Raw genomic sequence first — 3581 nt, 5'->3', positions numbered from 1 at the left:
GGCTGACGGTGCATCAAACAAAAACCCGCCTGTGCGGCGGGTCACTGGCGCAAATCAGCACCATAGGCAAAAATGTACCATAGCTGAGGTCACGAGTCAAGAAAAAATTCCTATCGCGAAAAAGCTGGCGGCGCAAAAGCTGCCAGCACTGGCTGCCACGAGGCCGTTTGTTGGTTTGAAGTCAGAGCCCTGCCATGCGGCGCACGCCGCGCCCTTCGGCTCTCGAAGGGCGCGTCAGGGTTTGTGCCGTGCCGAGACGAGTTCCGCCTTGCGCCTTGCCGTCTCCAGCCCGAGCCCAATGAAGGCGCGCGCGTGCTTGGCCAGCGCCATGTTGTCCGTCCACAGATTGCGCCAGATGGCGGTCTTCTTCGACAGGTGCTCATCGACGATTTCCGAAGAGAAGGATTCGAAGCTGAGATCGTCGCTGTAGCCGATCGCCGTCAGCGCATCGAAGATCGCGGCGAAATCGATATTGCCGGTGCCGAGGAAGCCGCGATGGCTTTCGCCGATATGGACATAGCCGATCTTGTCCGCGGCTTGACGGATGGCCAGCCCGACATCGGCCTCCTCGATGTTCATGTGGAACGTGTCGAGATGCAGGAAGATGTTGTCCGAGCCAGTGTCCTCGATGAAGGCCAGTCCTTGCGCGGCGGTGTTGAGCAGATTGCTTTCGAAGCGGTTGACGATCTCGAGGTTGAGCGTGACGCCGGCCGCCTTGGCTGTCTCGGCAACCTTGGCCAGAGTGCCGGCACTGCGCTGCCATTGATCGCGCGTCGGCGCCTCGACCTGCAATCCGTGGCTGGTCGAGAGAATGCCGGCGACCTTCCGACCGCCGAGGTCACGCGTCAGCGCGATGGTGTCGTTGAGGATTTCGACGCCGCGCGCGGCAATCGCCCTGTCGGCGCTCGAAATATCGCCGTCAACAGGCAATCCGATGCTGATCGCCACGCCGAGGCCAAGATCGGCGATGCGCCTCGCGAGCCCGCCGATGTCGACATTGGCGGGGTCGAGATAGGAGAATTCGATGAGGTCAAAGCCGGCCTCCCTGGTGTTGGCCAGCGTGCGCTCCAGATCGGCCTGAGCCGAGCTCGCCGACCAGACGAAAGAATGGATTCCAATACGCGACATCATCGTCTCCGGTGCTGACAAGGTGCGGCCGGGTCATCCCGGCCGCACCGGCCTTGGGAAGAATTTAGCGGGCTGCGGTCCAGCCCTTGTAGTCCTTCAGGTTCTCGGCCGTGATCAGCTTCGGGTCGAGCAGAACGGTCGGCTCTGCCGGCTTCTTGCCGGCCAGCAGTTCGGCCGCCATCGTCAGTGACTGGCCGGCCATCACATAGGGATCCTGCGAGGCCGAGGCCTTGATCATCGAGGTGCCGGAAGAGAGTTCCTTCTCGATATCGGGCGCGCCGTCGACGGCGGTGAAGATGAACTCCGAACGGTTGAGCTGCTTGGCCGCGAGCTGGGCGCCGATCGCCGTCGGGTCATTGATGGCAAACACCGCATCGATCTTGTCGAAGCGGGTGAGCAGCGACTGGAACACCTTCAGGCCGCCGTCGCGCGAGCCTTCGGCATTCTGGTCGTCGGAGAGGATCTTGATGTCGGGATGCTGCGAAAGCACGTTCTTGCAGCCCTTCACCCGCTCCAGGATCGACGACGATGCCGGTCCGTTGAGGATGACGTAGTCGCCCTTGCCGCCGGTGTGGTCGACCAGGTACTGGCAGGCCTCTTCGCCGGCCTTGACGTTGTTGGTCATCACGGTGACGTCGGCGCCCGGCGCCGAAACGTCGAAGGCGGCAACGACGATACCCGCGGCCTGTGCCTTCTTCACCGCCGGCGCGATCGCCTTGGCGTCGACGGCATTGAGCATGATCACGTCGACACCGGCGGCGATGAACGAATCGACCTGCGAGACCTGCTTGTTCAGGTCGTAGTCGGCCGATACCGAGGTCACCTCGACCTTCGGGTTGATCTTCTTGGCCGCGTCCTCGATGCCCTTGATGGTGGCGACGAAGAAGGGATTGCCGAGCAGGCCGACCGAGATACCGACCTTGTTGAGGTCCTTGGCCGAAGCAGGCGCGATGGCGAGCGACGCGAGTGCGACGCCGCAGAGCAGTTTGGCGATGGTCTTCATTGCTTTCCTCCGATTGCCCCGCGCCTCTCACGGTGCGTTACACAAACCGGTCGTTGACGCCGGCGACTAAGGTCAATCACGTTCTTGCTCCTGCCTGGAGCCTGTAGCGGTCGAGGGCGACCGCCACGATGATGACCAATCCCTTGATGATGTACTGCCAGATGTCCGAGACACCGGCCAAGATGAGCCCGTTGGAGAGCACCGCGATGATCAGGCCGCCGATCAGCGTTCCCCAGATCGAGCCGACGCCGCCGACGAAGCTGGTGCCGCCGAGAATGACCGCGGCAATAGCGTCGAGTTCGTAGGACTGGCCCAGCTGCAAGCCGTTGGCGGCGTAGAGCCGGGCCGCCGACATGGCGCCGCCGAGACCGGCCAGCAGGCCGGAAACGCCATAGACGAAGAGCAGCACCAGCGGCACCTTGATACCGGTCAGCCGCGCCGCTTCGGCATTGCCGCCGACGGCGTAGATCCAGGTGCCGAGCACGGTGCGCTTGAGCACCACCCAGGACAGCACCACCACCGACAGTGCGATGATGACCAGCCACGGGATGCCGAACAGCGAACCGTTGCCGATGAAATCGAACGGCAGGTCCGAATTGAACACCGTGGTGTCCTGGCCGAGCAGGCGGGCGACACCGCGCACCGCGGTCAGCGAACCCAGCGTGACGATGAAGGGCGGCAGCTTGATGTAGGCGATGAGCAGCCCGTTGACGAGGCCGAAGCCGAGGCCGACCAGAATGGCCGCCGGCACGCCGAGCAAACCCCAGTCCGGCACCAGCGATACGATCACCGCCACCATCGCCGATGCGGCGAGGATGGCGCCGACGGACAGGTCGATGCCGCCGGTGAGGATGACGAAGGTCATGCCGGCCGCCAGCACGATGTTGATCGACGACTGCTGGGTGACGATCAACAGGTTGGTCTCGGTCAGGAAGCGCGGGTTCAGGAACTGGAAGCCGGCCGCCAGCAGGATCAGCACCGGCAGCATGCCAAGGGCAGCGAAAGCCGTGCGCAACCGTCGGCTCGTGCCGGTCGCCTGGCCGACTGCGCTGATCTCGGTCGCCTTGTCGGTCATTGCTGGGCCGCTCCCGTTGCAAGTTCCATGATTTCCTCCTGGCTTAGCGGTTCGCCTTGCGATGCCGTCACCTCGCCCGATATCTTTCCGTCGCGCATCACCAGCACGCGATCGGCGACGCCGATCACCTCGGGCAGTTCGCTGGAGATCATCAGGATGGCGATGCCCTGCTTGGCGAGATTGTCGATCAGCCGGTAGATTTCCGATTTCGCTCCGACATCGACGCCGCGAGTCGGCTCGTCGAGGATGACGACCTTCGGCTCGGTCTCGAGCAGGCGGGCGAGCAGCACCTTCTGCTGGTTGCCGCCCGACAGCGAGCCGGCATTGGCCTGCACCGAACTGGTGCGGATGGAGAGATCGGCAACGGCCTTGGAA

At 63.5% G+C, this 3581-nt stretch carries 4 protein-coding genes; all 4 read right to left on the bottom strand.

Going from position 1 to position 3581, the window contains the following annotated elements; translation table 11 throughout:
* Positions 1 to 234: 234 nt before the first annotated feature.
* Positions 235 to 1128 carry a sugar phosphate isomerase/epimerase gene (locus EN914_RS28485; RefSeq protein WP_024503727.1) on the bottom strand — a complete coding sequence of 298 codons (894 nt, stop codon included), beginning with the start codon at positions 1126 to 1128 and terminating at the stop codon, positions 235 to 237.
* A 64-nt stretch (positions 1129 to 1192) separates the two neighbouring features.
* Positions 1193 to 2131, bottom strand: a complete 939-nt coding sequence (locus tag EN914_RS28480; RefSeq protein ID WP_013529341.1) for an ABC transporter substrate-binding protein — start codon at positions 2129 to 2131, stop codon at positions 1193 to 1195.
* A 76-nt stretch (positions 2132 to 2207) separates the two neighbouring features.
* Complete coding sequence (locus EN914_RS28475; RefSeq protein ID WP_024503726.1) at positions 2208 to 3206, bottom strand: ABC transporter permease subunit; 999 nt, start codon at positions 3204 to 3206, stop codon at positions 2208 to 2210.
* Positions 3203 to 3581: ATP-binding cassette domain-containing protein (locus tag EN914_RS28470; RefSeq protein WP_164778979.1), on the bottom strand; the 379-nt coding region annotated here is incomplete at its 5' end. The genes EN914_RS28470 and EN914_RS28475, both read right to left, overlap by 4 nt.

Origin of the sequence: Mesorhizobium sp. M7A.F.Ca.CA.001.08.2.1 (genome assembly GCF_003998455.1) — a bacterium.
Lineage (GTDB): Bacteria > Pseudomonadota > Alphaproteobacteria > Rhizobiales > Rhizobiaceae > Mesorhizobium > Mesorhizobium ciceri.
The sequence above is the reverse complement of the archived record's forward strand: the minus strand, read 5'-3'. Positions and strand labels throughout refer to the sequence as shown.